12 protein-coding genes are annotated in these 15,510 nt (G+C 67.3%); 9 read left to right on the top strand and 3 right to left on the bottom strand.

All coding sequences use genetic code 11. From position 1 onward, the window contains the following. Nucleotides 1–123: 123 nt before the first annotated feature. On the bottom strand, nt 124–1,290 hold the full coding sequence (locus tag IHV25_RS00515; protein WP_192533023.1) for a metallophosphoesterase: 1,167 nt from the start codon (nt 1,288–1,290) through the stop codon (nt 124–126). 205 nt (nt 1,291–1,495) lie between these two features. Continuing rightward, complete coding sequence (dusA, locus tag IHV25_RS00510) at nt 1,496–2,599, bottom strand: tRNA dihydrouridine(20/20a) synthase DusA (protein WP_192533022.1); 1,104 nt, start codon at nt 2,597–2,599, stop codon at nt 1,496–1,498. A gap of 1,110 nt (nt 2,600–3,709) precedes the next feature. On the opposite strand from dusA, the gene dapA reads away from it, so the two are divergent. Together dapA and smpB are read left to right on the top strand one after the other, a co-directional pair. Further along, nucleotides 3,710–4,591: a 4-hydroxy-tetrahydrodipicolinate synthase gene (gene dapA, locus IHV25_RS00505; protein WP_192533546.1), complete on the top strand. Its 882-nt coding sequence runs from the start codon at nt 3,710–3,712 to the stop codon at nt 4,589–4,591. 19 nt (nt 4,592–4,610) lie between these two features. Then, nucleotides 4,611–5,123, top strand: coding sequence for an SsrA-binding protein SmpB (gene smpB / locus IHV25_RS00500; protein WP_192533021.1), 513 nt, complete (start codon nt 4,611–4,613; stop codon nt 5,121–5,123). Nucleotides 5,124–6,032: 909 nt separating this feature from the next. Here smpB and IHV25_RS00495 read toward each other — a convergent pair. Beyond that, nucleotides 6,033–6,239, bottom strand: a complete 207-nt coding sequence (locus IHV25_RS00495; protein WP_192533020.1) for a YdcH family protein — start codon at nt 6,237–6,239, stop codon at nt 6,033–6,035. Nucleotides 6,240–6,514: 275 nt separating this feature from the next. Between IHV25_RS00495 and IHV25_RS00490 the strand changes: the two genes are divergently transcribed. From IHV25_RS00490 to hrcA, 7 genes are all read left to right on the top strand, one after another. Continuing rightward, nucleotides 6,515–7,666 (top strand): ATP-dependent 6-phosphofructokinase, encoded by a 1,152-nt coding sequence (locus IHV25_RS00490; protein ID WP_192533019.1) that lies wholly within the window; start codon nt 6,515–6,517, stop codon nt 7,664–7,666. A 122-nt stretch (nt 7,667–7,788) separates the two neighbouring features. Further along, nucleotides 7,789–7,956 carry a YdcH family protein gene (locus tag IHV25_RS00485; RefSeq protein WP_192533018.1) on the top strand — a complete coding sequence of 56 codons (168 nt, stop codon included), beginning with the start codon at nt 7,789–7,791 and terminating at the stop codon, nt 7,954–7,956. A gap of 1,221 nt (nt 7,957–9,177) precedes the next feature. Next, a complete protein-coding gene (locus tag IHV25_RS00480) occupies nt 9,178–9,564 on the top strand; it encodes an FtsB family cell division protein (protein ID WP_192533017.1) in 387 nt (128 codons plus the stop codon). A 368-nt stretch (nt 9,565–9,932) separates the two neighbouring features. Beyond that, nucleotides 9,933–10,784, top strand: coding sequence for an SEL1-like repeat protein (locus IHV25_RS00475; protein WP_192533016.1), 852 nt, complete (start codon nt 9,933–9,935; stop codon nt 10,782–10,784). A 546-nt stretch (nt 10,785–11,330) separates the two neighbouring features. Next, a complete protein-coding gene (locus tag IHV25_RS00470; RefSeq protein ID WP_192533015.1) occupies nt 11,331–12,788 on the top strand; it encodes an NAD-dependent succinate-semialdehyde dehydrogenase in 1,458 nt (485 codons plus the stop codon). Between the two features lie 144 nt (nt 12,789–12,932). Then, nucleotides 12,933–14,297 carry an aspartate aminotransferase family protein gene (locus tag IHV25_RS00465; RefSeq protein WP_192533014.1) on the top strand — a complete coding sequence of 455 codons (1,365 nt, stop codon included), beginning with the start codon at nt 12,933–12,935 and terminating at the stop codon, nt 14,295–14,297. 89 nt (nt 14,298–14,386) lie between these two features. Next, entirely contained in the window at nt 14,387–15,448 is a 1,062-nt protein-coding gene (gene hrcA, locus IHV25_RS00460) for a heat-inducible transcriptional repressor HrcA (RefSeq protein WP_192533013.1), read from the top strand. Nucleotides 15,449–15,510: the final 62 nt, after the last annotated feature.

The raw sequence follows: 15,510 nt of genomic DNA, 5'->3' as shown, positions 1-15,510 counted from the left end.
GGTTTTTGGGAGGGGCGGCGGCAACGCACCGCCGTCCGACGCCGCCCGACTCCGTTCGGAGCCCCCGTTCTCGTCCCGGCCCACGGCCCCCGTTCTCTTGCCGTCCCCGGGGTTACCCGGGGCTCAGTCCGTGTCGGCCTTGCGGGTTCTCCGCGGGGGGACGATGTCGATGACCGTGACCTCGGGCGGCGCCAGGAACCGCATGGGCGGCCCCCAGGTTCCCGTCCCCTGCGACACATAGACATGGTGCCGGCTCCCGTCATCCGGGCTGTCCACCTCCGTCAGGCCGTTGGGGACGTGGCCGTTGGCCATGAGCGCCAGGTAGCGTGCCGGCCAGATCTGCCCCCCGTGGGTGTGGCCGGAAAGCTGCAGGTCGCTGAGGCCGAACAGGGGGTCCGGCACCCGGGGCCGGTGGGACAGAAGGACCACGAAGGCCTTCGGATCCTCGGCCCGGAGCTGCTGGATCTCGGCCGCCAGGGTCTGGGCCTTCTTGGTCCAGTGCCCTCCGGCCGGGTCGTCCAGCCCCGCAAGCCAGATCGGCCCGACCCGCTTGAGCTGGCCGTACACCAGCTGGATATTGGCCCGGTTGTGAAAATCGAGCGCATTCTGGAAATCCACGTAATACTCATGGTTCCCGGGCACCCCGTAGCTTCCGTAGGGGGTCCACAGGTCCGACAGCATCCAGGCCTCGGTGTGGCGGCTGGTCATGTCCGTGTCCACCAGGTCGCCCAGCGACAGGAACACGTCGCCCCTCGCCTTGTCGGTGATGGCCAGGATCTTCTCCAGAAAGCCGGCTCCCAGAATCCGGCTGAGATGGACGTCCGAGGCCACCACAAGCCGGAAGGGCCGGTCTGCGGGGGCGAGGTTCGGGGCCTCGATGGTCACATACCGGGGCTGCACGTTCTGGGCCTCGAACAGGGCCTGGACCGAGAGGGCAAGCCCCGCCACAAGCGCAAGGGCGTGAAGCGCCAGGTTCCTCGGCCTCACCGAGGTCAGCCCCAGCCGCACACACCCCGCCCAGAGAAGCCCAAGCACGTCGGCGACAAAGAAACAGCCCGCGGTGATGATGGCCACGCCGAACCAGACGAACGCAGCCAGGACAAGCCAGTCCGGGGCGCTGGTCTGCTGCCAGTCGTGCCGGAACACCCAGATGCTGATCATCAGCAGGAAAAAGCAGACCGCGACGATCTGCCAGCGCCCGCGACCGAACAGGCGCGTCAGGCTGGCGAGAATGTACGCATGGATTGCAAGAAAGACGCCCGTCGAGACAAGAATGAAAATAGGGATCATGCAACCGTTCTTTCCTTGGTCCGCACCGGGTGTCCCGTGTCCGGAGAGTGTGCTCCGACCGTCTGCGCGGCCGTTGTGTGCTCTGTCCGTGTCCGCCCGGTTGGGGGCGGCTCACGGTATGTCGGGGGCGTTTCCGGGGGGTGCCTCCGTCCCTAACCCTCGGAACGATAGCCGGTATTTCCTGTGCCTGGAAGTTTCGGATTCTTTACTGTTCCCGTTTTGCGGGCTCCCCCGGGGGCGGGCAGGCGGTGTCCTCGGGAACCCGGGACAGGGCTTCCAGAAGAATGTCCGCGCCGGTGCCGGGCTTCGGGCCCTCGGTGGACAGCAGGCGCCGCCAGGCCCGGGCGCCCGGGCAGCCGTGGAAGAGGCCCAGGATGTGGCGCGTCAGGTGGTGGACCGGCTCTCCGGCCTCCACCATGGCCTGCGCGTAGGGCACCAGGGCGCGCACCACCGCGTGGGGGGACGGGTCGGGCCGCGCGTTTGATCCGAAGATCTGCCGGTCCGCTCCGGCGAGAATCCCGGGGGTCTCGTAGGCCGCCCGGCCGATCATGATGCCGTCGACCGCGGGAAGGCCCTCGTCCCCCCAGGGGGCGCAAAGGTGCTCCCGGGCCTGGGCGAGGTCGGTGATCCCGCCGTTGAGGATGATCTCCAGCCCGGGGAACTCCCGCTTCAGCCGGTGGACCACGTCGTGACGCAGGGGCGGGACCGAGCGGTTTTCTTTCGGGCTCAGACCCTTGAGCCAGGCCTTGCGGGCGTGGACGATCAGGGTGCGCACTCCGGCCCGCTCCAGGGTGGCGACGAAGCCCGTCAGGTGCTCCCAGGAGTCCAGGTGGTCGATGCCGATGCGGTGCTTGACCGTCACGGGAATGGGGCCCGCGGCCGCCTGCATGGCGCTCACGCACTCGGCCACCAGCTCCGGCTCGGCCATGAGGCAGGCCCCGAAGCGCCCCTTGGACACCCGCTCCGAGGGGCAGCCCACATTCAGGTTGATTTCGCAGAACCCGTGGGGCGCCGCGATCCGGACCGCCCGGTCCAGGAGCTCGGGGTCGGATCCGGCGAGCTGGAGGGCCAGGGGGTGCTCGGCCGGTGAGTGGGCCAGGGACTGGGCCGGATCTCCGTACACCAGGGCCTGGGCCGGGACCATCTCGGTGTAGAGCAGGGTGTGGCGCGACAGGAGTCGGAGGAAAAACCGGTCGTGCCGGTCCGTCCAGTCCAGCATGGGGGCCACGCTGAGCCGTCGGTCCACAGCCGGGGCGGTCGGTTGGGGTGACGATTCACTCCCGTTTCGATCAATATCTGTGCTTTTCATGTTCTCTTCGTGTGCGGTTTGCGTTTTAAGTTGCAGAACAAAACGCGTTATGTTCTCATTTTGGGTGAGGCCTTGAGAACAACAGTGATATCTGGAGACGTGCCATGGGTGTGATCAGAGCTTTCGGTGAGGTGTTCGGACTGGCCGGCCTGCTGTCGGCGATCTATGTCTGGTGGATGATCGGGGAGGCCCTGGGGTTCTGAGCCGGGCTGGCGGTCGTCCTGTCCCCGGCCCCGGCCGGACGGGGCTTGCGAGTGTCTTGAGGGCCGGACAGCGGCGTGTCGGGAACGGCGGGGCCGGGGCGTGCGGCGCAGGTGTGGCCTGTGGCGTGTGCTCATGCTCCCGGCCTCCGGTGGCGCAGCCGTATCCCTCGCCCGGTTCCGGTGTCCCGTGGGGACCGCCTGCGTTCTTGTGCCCGTCGGCTCGCCGCGAGGCTTCCGCCTTCCGGTGGCGCAGCCGTATCCCTCGCCCGGTTCCGGTGTCCCGTGGGGACCGCCTGCGTTCTTGCGCCCGGCGGCTCGCCGCGTGGCCTCCGCCACAGGTTCCGGCGCGGATGCCGGTGCGCCGTCCGGTGCACGCTCCCGGGTGTCCGTCCCTTGCCGGTGTCGCATGCCCCTGACGCCGGTTCGTTGGGGCCCCGGTGGTGGACTGCCGCGTGCAGAGCGTGCCGCGGTCCGGGCCGGGTGTCCTGAAATCCGGGCGGCAGTCTATCCGCCCCGGGGTGCACGATGAAAGAGCTTTGTTGTTCCTAACCCGGTGGCGGTGCTCGGGTGAGGGAGGGGGTGGCGAGGCCGCGGCTGGCCCGGGCAAGCCGTCGGTGTTTGCCCTGCGGCTTTTGGAGTGCGGCGGGTGTGCGGCGGGTGTGCGGCCGGTGCGCGGCCGGTGGGCGGGTGACGCCAGGCCCGCGCCGTATGCCCCAGACCGGCGCCAGACCGGCGCCGTATGCCCTTGACGTCCCGTGTGGTTCCGGTCCTGCGAGGCCCCGCCTGGGTGCCCGCTGTGGCCGGTGTCCGGGTTAGCGGCTCTTGCGGGAGGGGGCGCATGGGAGTAAAAGAAAAGGTTCCGGTCAATGCCGGTTCTCGTGTTCCTTACAATGCTTTGGAGACGGCCATGTTCAAGGGCTCCCTCACCGCGCTGGTCACGCCGTTCCTCCCCGAGGGAGGGCTGGACGAGCGGGCCTACCGCACCCACATCGCCTGGCAGATTGCCGGCGGAACGCACGGTCTTGTGCCGGCGGGAACGACCGGGGAGTCGCCGACCCTCTCCCACGAGGAGCACAAACGGGTCATCGAGATTGCGGTGGAGGAGGCCCGGGGCAACATTCCGGTCATTGCCGGTGCCGGGTCCAACAGCACTCGCGAGGCGGTGGAGTTCACCCGTCACGCGAAGTCCGTTGGCGCGGACGCCCTTCTGGTGGTTACTCCCTACTACAACAAGCCGACCCAGGAGGGGCTCTATCTCCATTACCGGGAGATTGCCCGTGCGGCCGACGGCCTTCCCGTCGTGGTGTACAACATTCCGGGTCGCAGCGTCATCGACCTGTCCGTCGAGACCCTTCTGCGTCTGCGCAATGACTGTTCCAACATCGTTGCGGTGAAGGACGCCACCGGGGATCTGGTCCGGCCGCTGAAGGCCCGTGCGGTTCTGGGCCCGGACTTCATCCAGCTGTCCGGCAACGACGACACGGCCATCGCCTTCAATGCTCAGGGCGGGGTGGGCTGCATCTCCGTGATGTCCAACGTGGTGCCCGATCTGTGCGCCACCATGCAGAACGCCTGGGCGGATGGGGATCTCAAGACCTGCTTCGCGCTTCGCGACCGGCTGGCCCAACTGTCCGAGGTTCTGTTCTGCGAGGCGAACCCGGGTCCGGTCAAGTACGCCCTCGAGCGCATGGGCCGCATGAGCGGACAGACACGCCTGCCTCTCGCCCCGCTGTCCGAGCCCTCCCGGGCAAAGGTGGACGGCGCGCTGCGTGCCCTTGGCCTGATCTGAGACAGCGGGCGCACCGGACATGAACGCAAAGGCAGCCCGTAAAGGCGGGCAGACACTGATTTCCCACGGGCGCGTGGCGGAAAACCGTCGCGCGCGTCATGACTATGCCATCGAGGACGTGATCGAGGCGGGGATCGTTCTGTCGGGAACCGAGGTCAAATCCCTGCGCACCGGCCGGGCGAGCCTTCAGGATGCCTTCGCCGGGGCCGGGCGGGATGGGGGCCTGTACCTTTACAACGTCCACATCCCCGAGTGGGCCCAGGCGGTGCGGGCCTTCGCTCACGAGCCGCGGCGCCCGAGGCGGCTTCTTGTCCACCGGCGGGAACTGAACCGCCTTCTCGGAGCCGTGGCCCGGGACGGTATGACGCTGGTGCCCCTCTCCGTCTATTTCAACGACCGGGGCTTCGCGAAGGTTCAACTGGGGGTCGCCAAGGGCAAGAAAGCTTGGGACAAGAGGCAGTCCATCAAGGAACGGGACTGGAACCGGGACAAGGCCCGCCTGATACGCGAGAAGGGCCGTTCCGGAGACTGACCGCCCCGTCCTTGCGGGGAGCCGCGGTTTTCCGGCTGTTAGCCCCGTGTTGGGCCGTTGTCTGGCCCGTGGTGGAGACCCCAGGTGTACCCCGGGGCCGATCCTGCGAGCCCTGGGGCCCGGTTTTCCGGCTGTGCCCCCGGTGTTGGGCCGTTGTCCGGCCCGTGGTGGAGACCCCGGGTGTACCTCGGGGCTCGATCTTGCGAGCCATGGGGCCCGGTTTCCCTGTCCATGATGTGTGTTGGCGGGGCCTCGACACCCGGGGACCGGTGATGCCGTCCCTTTGAGGTGGGGGGGCTTTGGCTGTGTGCCGCCTGTTGTGAGAGGCTCCGCTGTCCGGCCCGGGCCCCGGCTGTTTTCCCTGTGGCGCCTGTTTGGCCTCGCGGTTCCTGTGTTGTCAAACAATGCAAGTTTTTGTGGCAGTCCCACGGGTCTGGAAGGCGCTTCCTGTCGCGTCCTTCCTTCGGTGTCCTGACGGCACGGTCGCCGTGCACGCAGGGAGCGGCTGGAGCGGGGTAACTGTTCTGCCGCTGGACCTTCCGGCGGTGCTGTGCATGTCGGGAGCGGTTGGCGGCTGGCGTGGGGTCTCCCTGCGTAGGGTCTTCCAGCGGGGGCGCGGATGCGTCTGGCGTGAGGTGTTTGCTGCTGGTGCGCCAGGGGGTAGCCGGTTCCGGTGCGACGCCTCTCCTCTGCCCGATCCATCCCCTGGGTTTGTGAGTCCTCCCTGCGCGCCCTGTCCTGTGGCGTCCGCCGATGGTCCCGTGTGCCCGGGATTACCTCCGCGCGCCCGGGATGTGTCCTGCCCGGTTGCAGCGGGTTTCGAGCGGTGCGCTTTGGGCACGCATAGAAACTGCCCGGGCTGTGGGGCTCGGGCAGGTCGGGCTTTCGTGAACTCGGGGAGCGGAAGGCTCAGGCGATAATATCGGGAATCAGCCGGGTTTCCAGATGGACAATCTGGTCCTTCAAGGCGAGCTTGCGCTTTTTGAGGCGCTGAAGCTGGAGCATGTCCACCGCCGCCTCCGCAAGGGAGTCACGGATGACATCGTCCAGGTCACGGTGCTCGCGCCGCAGCGCGTCGACCATGGCTTTCAGCTTTTCAATTTCGTGGGCGTCCATGCGCGTACCTCAGGGGGGCAGATACAGATCAGACACCCCTGATTTGTATCGCGATATCTTGCCGAAATTAAGGCGAAAATGGAGTCAATGTTTCGCCCCATGGGTGTGAATTGTTCTTTTTGCTACACGCGAGGCGCTCCCCCGGTTTCACCGCCCCGGGGGTGTTTTTTTCGCTGTGCCTGCGGACCCGGGCTATGGAAGCGTTCCAGACGGTGGTATACTCTGCTCAGCTTTCAAGGCTTTGACGACGCACTCACAGAAAAAGGGAAGACTCCATGGCCGAAATTCGACGTATCGGCGTTCTGACGAGCGGAGGCGACTGTGCCGGTCTCAACGCGGTGATCCGGGCGGTGGCGTTCCGGGGGGTTAATGGATATGGCTGGAAGGTTCTGGGTATTCTGGACGGAACCCAGGGCCTGATGTCCCGGCCACTGCGGTATATCGAGCTGGGGGCCGACACCTTCCGGGGGCGCGACATCCTTCGGTCGGGGGGCACCCTCCTGGGGACGGTCAACAAGGGCAACCCGTTTGCCTATCCCATGCCGGACGGCTCGGTCCGGGATCTGTCCATGGATTTCGTCGACGGGTTCCACCAGCTGGAGCTGGACGGCCTGATCGTGGTGGGTGGTGACGGCTCCCTGAGGATCCTGCGCAAGCTGTGCGAGAAGGGTATGCTGCCCATGGTGGGCATTCCCAAGACCATCGACAACGACGTCAAGGGCACCGAGGCCGCAGTGGGGTACTCGACGGCGGTGGACGTGGTCACCGATGCGCTCGACCGGCTCCAGGCGACGGCGGCGTCCCACCACCGGGCCATGATCCTTGAGGTCATGGGGCGCGATGCGGGGCACATTGCCCTGAACGCGGGGATCAGCGGCGGCGCGGACGTGATCCTCATCCCGGAAATGCCCTACACCCTGGAGGGTATCGCCGAGCGGATTCGCTATGTGCAGCAGGTGGAGGGGCGCTCCCACGCGCTGATTGTGGTGGCCGAGGGGGTCAAGCGGCCGTCCGGTGCGGCGGCCACGGTCCACTACTCGGACGGCGAGACCCGCTACGGCGGCGTCGCCAACGACCTCTCGGAGGCGATCTATCTCATGACCGGAATTGAGACCCGGGTCTCGATCCTGGGCCACGTCCAAAGAGGTGGCACGCCCTCCATGCGGGACCGTCTTCTGGCGTCCGCATTCGGGGTTCACGCCGTCGATCTTCTGGCCCAGGGCAAGCATGATCGGATGGTGGCCTGGCAGCACCGCGGAGTCGTCGACGTCCCTCTTGAGGAGGTGTGTGTCGGGCCGCGCTGTGTCCAGCCCGACGACCCGCTCCTGAATACGGCCCGCGGGCTGGGAATCTACGTGGGCGATTTCCCGGAGCCCCACGCCGGATCCGGAAAGTCCAAGAAAACCAAATCGTTGTCGGAAGAGTAGAGCGCGGCTCCCCGCGCTCTCCCGGCGGGCAAACGGGCTCCGGAGATGCCGTTTTTCTTTTCGGAGCCCGGGTTTTGTGATAGGGTTAAGGTGTTGTTGAAATCTTAAGGAGGACCAGCACTATGGGTCAGGACGCACGCAGAGACGCCCTTGAACTCCGTCACCAAGAGCTCGAACAACTTGTGGAAACAGAGGAGTCCCGCCCCCATCCGGACGAAACCACCCTCTCACGGCTGAAGCGCCAGAAGCTTCGCATCAAGGACGAGCTGGCAACTATCGGTGCACGATAGGTCCCATTGAGGGGGCAGACCTCAAAAGCGAGGATCTGCGGTTCCCCCTCCCGGGCAGGATGTCTTTGGTACGTGTTTTCCGTCAGTCCTGTTCCCGCCTCGTTTCGAGTACGATACAACGTCAGTACGTTACAACGCTTCGATCGACGAAAACCCTCTTGCCGTCAAGGAAGCTTTCAGTACCCTTTTTGAGCCCGGAGGCCGCCGCTTCCGGGCTCTTCCTGTATGAGGAGCTGTCCCCTTTCCACGCCGGACCGGCCGTGAAGGGGCGGTTTGCGTCGTGAGGATCTCAGACACGGCCCTGATCATGTGCTGGGGGCGTTGCCTCCGGTGCGGGTGCGTGAGCGGGGCTCCGCGAGCTGCGGGGGGCGATGTCGCGGGGCTGTCCTGAAAAGGGTGCGCTGGCTTTGGGGCCGTCGCCGTCGGTACAGGATGCCGTCTACAGGCGCTCCCGTCCCTGTGCGCCCGGCTTTTGCGCCCCTTTGCTGCGGCGGCGGGGCAGGGGCGGGATGTTTTCCTGAGGGCCGGTGCGTTCCCTGCGGGCTTGTCCGTTCGCCGGCTCCCTGAGGGGGCCGCAAGGGGCGGTGTCGCGGGGCTGTCCTGAAAAGGGTGCGCTGGCGGGGCGCAGGGTTTTCAGCGCTGTGTCCGGTCGTGCGGTGCCGCGGTCGGGTGAGTGTGCCCGGTGCACAGGAGGCCGGGTGGCGGGGCGCCGGTTGCTGATGCGGGGGCACAGGGGTGCAGTGGCGGGTCCGGAGGCGGCTGGCAGCCGATTGCTGCCCCTGTCGGAGCGGGCCCGGCTCCGCAGAGGTTCTTCCGCTTCGCGTCGTTTATTGGTGGGGTTTCCCCGACGTTTCGTCCGCCGGGTGAAGTTGTGAGGCGCCGGGGCAGGACGAGACGGAACGGCCCCCGCTCTCCCGGGTCCGAACCGGCGGGAGGCCGGCGCGGTATCTTTGGAGTCGCTCCAGGAATCCTGCCGAGTCCCCCGCGTTGCCTCTTGCGTTCGTGGCCTCTTTTGGACACACTGTCCTGTCAGACCCCAGACTTAAGCCTTCCTTCACGGTTTTTCGCTATGGTGGCGAGTTGATGCACTTCTCTGACGGGACACTTGGGCTCCCGTCCGCCGGGGCGTCCCTCGATCCGGGGCGGTTTTCGGTCGGGCGGGACAGCGTGATTTTCTCCAGTTTTATGGGACGCGCCGACGGGCGCGGTTCGGCAACCACCATGGCAGTGTTTTCGGCGAGCAGAAAAAGAGGGCGACTGCGCAGGCTTCTGGCCCACGTGGTCTTTGCGCTTCTTGTGCTGTACTTCGGCTCGTTTGCCATCAACGGCAGTCGCGGCGTGCTGGCCCTTGCCCGCCTGGACGCCGAGATCCAGGAGGCCCGGGGCCTTCTTGAGGCCCGCCAGCAGGAGCGTTCGGCTCTGGAGGCCCGTGTGGGCGCCCTGTCGGGTTCGGACCTGGACCGGGATTTTCTGGACGAGCGGGCCCGGCTGATGCTCAACCGCCTGGACACGGACGAGGTGATCTTGCTGGTCGATCCGGTTGTGCCCTCCGGAGCGCCGTCCGCTCCGGCCTCGCCGGCGGATGACCGGCTTTACACCGGCGGCTGAGCGGCCGGGGGTGCTGTCGGCCCGGGCGCGGCCCTGGCGCGCCCATGGGAAATCCGTCGCGCGGCTCTGGCGCGCCGATGGGAAAACCGGGGCGCGGGCCGTGTGGGGTGCAGGCCAAAATAGTGGCAACCTGCCCGCGACCTTCTGTTGAACCCAGCATTTCCCTGATGTATCCTGCGTCCACCGTCGGTGAGCCTGTGTGGGGACCGTCCGGTTCCGGGGTGTTTTTCCGGGCCGGGGTATCGCTCCCGCCCGCAGCGGCACCGGCCACGCGTTGCGTGCGTGACGTGTCCGGGTGCGCCCGGGACGCGGACGGATTGCGGTTTGTGTTCATTCTCCCATTCCCTGTCAGATAGAAGGACCTACTCGTGAAGGCGAAAACCAAACTGACCGGCGCGCTGGCGAGCGCCTTTGTCGCTCTTTCCCTCCTTGCCACTCCGGCGCTGGCCCAGTCCCAGCCGCAGGCGCAGCAGTCCCAGCAGCAGCGGACCATCAGTGCCGAGGACGCGTTCACTCTGGTCAAGCAGAATGCCGAGAAGGGCGACGGCGCCGCCATGCTGACCCTTGGCACGTTCTACGAGCAGGGTATCGGGGTGTCCCGCAACTTTGTTTCGGCCATGGAGTGGTACAAGAAGGCCGCCGACGCCAATGTGCCCGAGGGCTACTACAACCTGGGCGTCTGCTACGAGATCGGTATGGGCAACGCGGGCGACATGAAGAAGGCGCTGGCCTCCTTCCAGAAGTCGGCCCAGCTTGGCCTTCCGCAGGCCATGCAGAAGCTGGCGTCCATGTACTTCTCCGGCGAGGGTGTCGGCCAGAGCAACAAGCGCGGCCTTGAGTGGCTGAGCAAGGCGGCCGATGCCAACAGCGCCGATGCGGCCAACACGCTGGGCGTTGTCTACTCCCAGGGTCTCCTGGACCAGACCAAGGACGAGAAGAAGGCCTTCTCCTACTTCACGAAGGCGGCGGATCTCGGTCACCTCGAGGCCATCAAGAACCTGGCGGTGATCCACAAGGACGGGCTCGGGCGCAAGAAGGATCCGGCCGAGGCCCTGAAGTGGTACCTCATCGCGCAGAAGGGTGGTTACCAGGCGGCCGATCTGGACCTGATCCTCACCGAGCTGCGTGGCGCCCTCAAGGCTCCCGAGGTCAAGAAGGCCGAAGAGGCTGCGGACCGCTGGATCGAGGACTTCCGCAAGAAGAACCAGCCCGCCGAGTAGGCCGGGCAGCATCGGGCCGGCGGGTCCGGCTCCGGATGACAGACAGCGGCATCCCCTCAGGGGGGTGCCGTTTTGCGTTTCGGGGGCGGGTATGGCCCGCTGCCCCGGTTCTTCCTTCCTTCCTTCCTCCGCCCCTTTCCGGCATGTCCCGTGCCCCTGCCGGCTCCCCCCTTCCGTCCTCCGCCTCCCGGCGCCGGGAGGGGCGTATCGGGTGGGCGCTTGTTTACGTCTCGGTCATGTCGAACGGACGTCTTGCCGGTTGCTTCCGGCTCCTGCACAATCCTTGCACCCCTGCTGTCCTGTTCGGGCCGTCCACCCGACCCCGGCCTGTCCGGGCTGTCCGTCCGACCCTGGCCGCCCTGGCTGTCCTGTCCGGGTTGTCCGTCCGACCCTGGCCATCCGGGCTGTCCGGCGGCCGACCCGGGCCCCCGGTCCGGAGCCGTTCGGGACCGGCAGGCGTCCGTCCACCGGCCGGCCCGGCCCGTCCGCTCCCTTCCGGGGCAGGGACGCAAGGCCAGGCCCCCACCGTCATCAGGAGACCCGATCATGGTTTTGAAACTCCGCGACCCGGATCTGTTTTGCCGGAAGGCCCCTGTGGGGGGCCGCTGGTGTGACGCGCTGTCCGGCCAGACCCTGGTTGTCACCAACCCGGCCACGGGGCAGGCGCTGGGCCAGGTTCCCCTGATGGGCCGGGAGGACACCCTTCAGGCCATCGGGGCCGCGCAGGCGGCGCTGCCGTCCTGGCGTGCGCTCACGGCCCGGGAGCGTTCCGACATCCTGATGCGGTGGTACGACCTGATCCTGGAGGCCCGGGAGGATCTGGCCCGCATCATGACCGCCGAGCAGGGCAAGCCGCTGGCGGAGGCTCTTGGCGAGGTCAGCTATGCGGCCTCGTTCGTGCGCTGGTTTGCCGAGGAGGGGCCCAGGGCCTACGGGGACATCATTCCCACTCCGGCCCCCGGGCAGCGCTATTTCGTCACCCGCGAGCCGGTGGGGGTCTGCGCCGCCATCACCCCCTGGAACTTCCCCCTCGCCATGATCACGCGCAAGGTGGCGCCCGCGTTCGCCGTCGGCTGCACCATGGTGCTGAAGCCGGCGGGGGCCACGCCCTACAGCGCCCTTGCCCTGGCCCGCCTGGCCGAGCGCGCCGGGCTGCCCCCGGGTGTCCTGAACGTGGTCACCGGGCCCGCGGAGGAGATCGGTCAGGTCCTGTGCGAGAGCCCGGTGGTGCGCAAGCTCTCGTTCACGGGCTCGACGGCGGTGGGAAGCCGCCTGATGGCCCAGTGCGCGCCGACCCTCAAGCGCCTGTCCCTGGAGCTGGGGGGGAACGCCCCGTTCCTGGTATTCGACGACGCGGACCTGGAGCGGGCGGTCAGGGGCGCCGTCACCAGCAAGTACCGCAACAGCGGGCAGACCTGCATCTGCACCAACCGGTTCCTGGTGCAGTCCGGGATCTATGACGCCTTTGCCGAGGCGCTGGCCTCCGCGACTGCGGCCCTCAAGGTGGGCGACGGCATGGAGGAGGGCGTGACCCAGGGGCCCCTGATCAATGATCTCGCCCTGTCCCGGGTTGTGGGCCAGGTCACGGATGCGGTGACCCGCGGTGCCCGGATCCTGAGCGGCGGGCATCCCCACGCCCTGGGCGGCACGTTTTTCGAGCCGACGGTTCTTGCGGATGTGGAACCCTCCATGAAGATCGCGAGCGAGGAGACCTTTGGCCCCGTGGCCCCGCTTTTCCGGTTCGAGACCGAGGAGGAGGCCGTGGCCCTGGCCAACGACACCCGCTATGGCCTTGCGGCCTACCTGTTCACCCGGGATTCGGGGCGGATGGTCCGGGTGTCCGAGGCGCTGGAGTTCGGGATGGTGGGCATCAACACGGGGACGCTCTCCACCGAGGTGGCACCGTTTGGCGGCATCAAGGCCTCCGGCTTCGGGCGCGAGGGATCCCGGTACGGGCTGGATGAGTACACCGAGCTGAAATACACCTGCCTGTCCGGACTCTGACGGGCCCGTTCCCCCGTTCCAACTGTACCGGGCAGCAGAAGAAAACGCTTCGATCTCCCCGTTATTCCGGTTTCGGGCGTTTTGTCGCACGCGGGTTTGTATTATTCTGGGAATCCGGTCCTGCAGGAGATGAGGAGACCCATCATGACAACGGATTCGGACGGGGTGTGCACGGCTGAGGGGGTGCCGGCCGGTGACCCGGGGCACCCGGCTCAACGGACCCTTTGCGAAGCCGACCGGGCCCTGGTGGCACGCCGGCAGCGCGCTCTCGGAGCGCCCTGCCAGCTGTCCTACACGCCTCCCCTCCATCCGGTGAGCGCCCGGGGCGCCTGGCTCTTCGGGGCAGGGGGCGAGCGCTATCTGGATGCCAGCGACAGCGTCCCCGTTGTCGGTCACTGCCACCCCCGTGTGGTCGAGGCCATTTCCCGCCAGACCGCGACCCTGAGCGCCAGCCTGCGCTACATCGGGGCGGACATCCTGGACTACACCGAGCGCCTTCTTGCCACGCTGCCGGACCCGCTGGACCGGGTGATCTACACCTGCTCGGGGTCGGAGGCCGTTGACCTTGCCCTGCGCATGGCCCGCATGGCCACCGGAGCCGAGGGCATTATCGTCACCGAGAACGCCTACCACGGCTCTACGGCGGCGACGGCGGCGATCTCGCCGTGCATCGGGGGGAGGATGCCTCTGGGCGTGCACGTGCGCACGGTTCCGGCGCCGGACCGCTACCGTTTCTTCGGCACCGACGTTGCCCAGGCCTTCGCCGCCGAGGTGGAGGCCGCCATCGAGGATCTGCGGCGCTACGGCATGCGGGTGGCCGCGTTCGTGGCCGACAGCCTGTTTGATTCCGACGGCATCTTTGTCAGCCCCGCCGGGTTCCTGCGCGGCGCCATGGACGCGGTGCACCGGGCGGGCGGGCTCTACATCGCCGACGAGGTCCAGTGCGGGTTCGGGCGGGCGGGCTCGCACTTCTGGGCCTTCCAGCGCCACGGCATCGTCCCCGACATCGTGGTCATGGGCAAGCCCATGGGCAACGGCTATCCGGTCGCGGGGCTGGCGGCGCGCTCCGTTCTTCTGGAGGACTTCTGCGAGGACAGCCACTATTTCAACTCCATGGCCGGGGGACCGGTGGCGGCGGCGGCGGCGGGCGCGGTTCTGGACGTTCTGCGCGACGAGAACCTGATGGCCAACGCCGAGCAGACCGGAGCCAGCCTCAAGGCGGGCCTGAACATGCTGTCCGAGGAGTTCCCGTCCTTTGGCGATGTGCGCGGCACGGGCCTGTACCTGGGGGTGGAGCTGGTCAGGGACCGGGACTCCCGGGAGCCGGACTCGGCCCTTGCCTCCCGGGTCGTGACCGGCATGCGCGAGCGCGGGGTTCTGGTCGGCCTGACAGGCCCGTTCCAGAATGTCCTCAAGATTCGGCCCCCCCTGATCTTCTCCGAGGAACACGTGGGGATCCTTCTGACGACCCTGTCCCAGACCCTGGAGTGCGAATCCGGGGCGTCCTGAGCCCCGGAGGGCAGCGCACCCTTTACGAGAGGGGGATTCCTTACTACGTTGTTGGGATCGACATGCCCTGTTGACACCAGAGAGCCGGAATGCACGCCAGATCGCTCGATTCGCCCGTATTGAACGAACTTGACGAACGGTCCCGACAGATCTTCGGGCAGATTGTTGACCTCTACGTGGAAACCGGCGAGCCGGTGGGGTCGCGGACCCTGTCGCGCCGTCTGCCCGTGTCCCTGTCCTCGGCCTCGGTGCGCAACGTGATGGCGGACCTCGAGGATCTGGGCCTGCTTTATGCCCCCCACACCTCCGCCGGGCGGCTTCCCACCGAGGCGGGTCTTCGGCTCTTTGTCTCGGGGCTTCTGGAGTTCGGCAAGCCCGGCGCCGACGAGCGCGCCGAGATCGAGCAGCGGGTGCGCCTGACGGGAAAAAGCGTGGACCAGGCGCTGAGCGAGGCCTCCCTGGCCCTGTCCGGGCTGTCCGGATGCGCGGGCGTGGTGGTGGCGCCCAAGCTGAACCGGGCGCTGAAGCATATCGAGTTTGTGTCGCTGGGTCCGGGGCGGGCCCTGGTGGTCATGGTCTCCGGGGACGGGATGGTGGAAAACCGTGTCCTCGAGGTTCCGGGGGATCTGCCCCCGTCGGCCCTGGCCGAGGCCACCAACTACCTGAACGCCCGGCTGAGCGGCCGCACCCTGGACGAGGCGCGCGACAAGATCCACAAGGAGCTGGCCCGCCACCAGACCGAGCTGGATGCCCTGGCGGCCCGGGTCGTGGAGGCGGGGATTGCCACCTGGTCGGGGACCGGCTCCCACGGGGAGCTGATCGTCCGGGGCCGGAGCGCGCTGCTGAACGACCTGACCGCCGTCGAGGACATCGAGCGCATCCGCTCCCTCTTCGACGCCCTCGAGACCCGCGAGCAGGTTCTCCGGGTGCTGGACCTGGTGAACAGCGCCGAGGGTGTGCAGATTTTTATCGGGGCCGAAAGTCCCCTGTTCTCCGTTTCCGGCTGCTCGATGATCGTCGCCCCCTACCAGAACAGTCAGGACGAGATCATTGGCGCCATCGGCGTGATCGGTCCGACCCGGATCAACTACCGCCGCATTATTCCGCTGGTGGACTACACATCGAAGGTTCTCTCGCGCCTGATTGGCTGAAACCGCTTTTCAGGCTCTCTCCGATGTGGTTCAACCCCGGTGGACGTATCCCTTAAACACAC

The sequence above is a fragment of the Phaeovibrio sulfidiphilus genome (genome assembly GCF_014861485.1).
GTDB classification, from domain to species: Bacteria; Pseudomonadota; Alphaproteobacteria; order Rhodospirillales; family Rhodospirillaceae; genus Phaeovibrio; species Phaeovibrio sulfidiphilus.
This window is presented reverse-complemented; position numbering and strand designations above follow the sequence as displayed.

Coding starts and splice junctions, on each gene's coding strand:
- IHV25_RS00515 (WP_192533023.1), bottom strand. CDS start 1,290: ATGATCCCTATTTTCATTCTTGTCTCGACGGGCGTCTTTCTTGCAATC.
- dusA (WP_192533022.1), bottom strand. CDS start 2,599: ATGAAAAGCACAGATATTGATCGAAACGGGAGTGAATCGTCACCCCAA.
- dapA (WP_192533546.1), top strand. CDS start 3,710: ATGTTCAAGGGCTCCCTCACCGCGCTGGTCACGCCGTTCCTCCCCGAG.
- smpB (WP_192533021.1), top strand. CDS start 4,611: ATGAACGCAAAGGCAGCCCGTAAAGGCGGGCAGACACTGATTTCCCAC.
- IHV25_RS00495 (WP_192533020.1), bottom strand. CDS start 6,239: ATGGACGCCCACGAAATTGAAAAGCTGAAAGCCATGGTCGACGCGCTG.
- IHV25_RS00490 (WP_192533019.1), top strand. CDS start 6,515: ATGGCCGAAATTCGACGTATCGGCGTTCTGACGAGCGGAGGCGACTGT.
- IHV25_RS00485 (WP_192533018.1), top strand. CDS start 7,789: ATGGGTCAGGACGCACGCAGAGACGCCCTTGAACTCCGTCACCAAGAG.
- IHV25_RS00480 (WP_192533017.1), top strand. CDS start 9,178: ATGGCAGTGTTTTCGGCGAGCAGAAAAAGAGGGCGACTGCGCAGGCTT.
- IHV25_RS00470 (WP_192533015.1), top strand. CDS start 11,331: ATGGTTTTGAAACTCCGCGACCCGGATCTGTTTTGCCGGAAGGCCCCT.
- IHV25_RS00465 (WP_192533014.1), top strand. CDS start 12,933: ATGACAACGGATTCGGACGGGGTGTGCACGGCTGAGGGGGTGCCGGCC.
- hrcA (WP_192533013.1), top strand. CDS start 14,387: ATGCACGCCAGATCGCTCGATTCGCCCGTATTGAACGAACTTGACGAA.